The sequence below is a fragment of the Mycolicibacillus koreensis genome, assembly GCF_002104795.1.
Classification (GTDB): Bacteria; Actinomycetota; Actinomycetes; order Mycobacteriales; family Mycobacteriaceae; genus Mycobacterium; species Mycobacterium koreense.
On sequence record NZ_NCXO01000111.1, the window covers coordinates 1 to 1,204 of the forward strand.

Annotated in this window: 1 protein-coding gene; it reads right to left on the reverse strand. The window is 69.9% G+C overall.

Translation table 11 applies throughout. The features are described from left to right. Window positions 1–1,204: HNH endonuclease signature motif containing protein (locus B8W67_RS20090; protein WP_109561856.1), on the reverse strand; the 1,204-nt coding region annotated here is incomplete at both ends.

Sequence of the window (1,204 nt, forward strand, 5' to 3'; positions counted from 1 at the left end):
GGCGTGGTCGTTGCCGTGGAGCAGTTTTTCTGGGTGGTGGAAGGTGTTGGTGCCGGGTGTGGCGCGGGTGGTGTGGGGTGGGGGGATCCATTCGGTGTCGCCGGCCCGGTTTTTGCGGGTGCGCCAGCCGGTTGGGGTGATGAGTCGGTGGTGGGGGCCGCAGGCGAAGGTCAGTTCGTCGATGTCGGTTTGGGGGTTTTTCGCGTAGTCCTCGACGTGGTGGACTTCGCAGAGATAGCCGGGGACGTCGCAGCCGGGGTATGAGCAGCCGCGGTCTTTGGCGTAGAGCACGATGCGCTGGCCGGGGGAGGCGAGGCGTTTGGTGTGGAACAGCCCGATCGCTTTGCCGCGGTCGAAGATGGCCAGGTAGTGGTGGGCGTGGCGGGCGAGTCGGATGACGTCGCTCATCGGCAGCAGGGTGCCGCCGCCGGTCAGCGCTCGTGCGGCGCCGGTTTCCAGCTCGGTGAGGGTGGTGGTCACGATGATCGAGGCCGGCAATCCGTTGTGCTGGCCCAGGGTGCCGCAGGCCAGCAGCGATCGTAGAGCGGCCAGCAGGGCGTCGTGGTTGCGCTGCGGGGTGCTGCGGTGGTCGGCCTCGATCGCGTCGGTGGGGGGTGGGCCGTCGACGGTGGGGGGCGTCTGATCGGGATCGCACATGCCGGGGGCGGCGAGTTTGGCCAGTACCGCTTCGAGGGTGGCGCGCAGTTCGGGGTTGATGTAGCCGGTGAGTCGGCTCATCCCGTCGGCCTGCTGGCGGCTCAGGGTCACCCCGCGTGAGCGCGCTCGGTCCTCGTCGGTGAAGTTGCCGTCCTGGTTGAGCAGGTCGAACATCCGCTGGGCGATCCGGATGAGCTGGTCGGGGCGGAACCGGGTGGCGAAGTGGGCGAGCTCCTGCTCGGCTTTGGCGCGTTGGTCTGCGGTGACGTGGCTGGGCAGTTGGCGCAGGAAATCGCGGATCACCGTGACGTGGCCGGCGCCGATGCGGCCGGCGCGCTGGGCGGCGGCGGTGGCCGCCAACAGCGGCTCCAACTGTTCACCGGTCAGGGCGTGCCGTGGCCCCAGATCGGCGGCTTCGTGGATCCGGCGGCCCGCTTCGCGGCGGGCGATCCGGCACCGTTCGGCCAGGGCGAAGGCGAGGTTGCCACCGATCTCGGCGCTGGTGGCGTCGGCTTTCACCGCGTTGATCAGGCCGTGTCCGACCGCC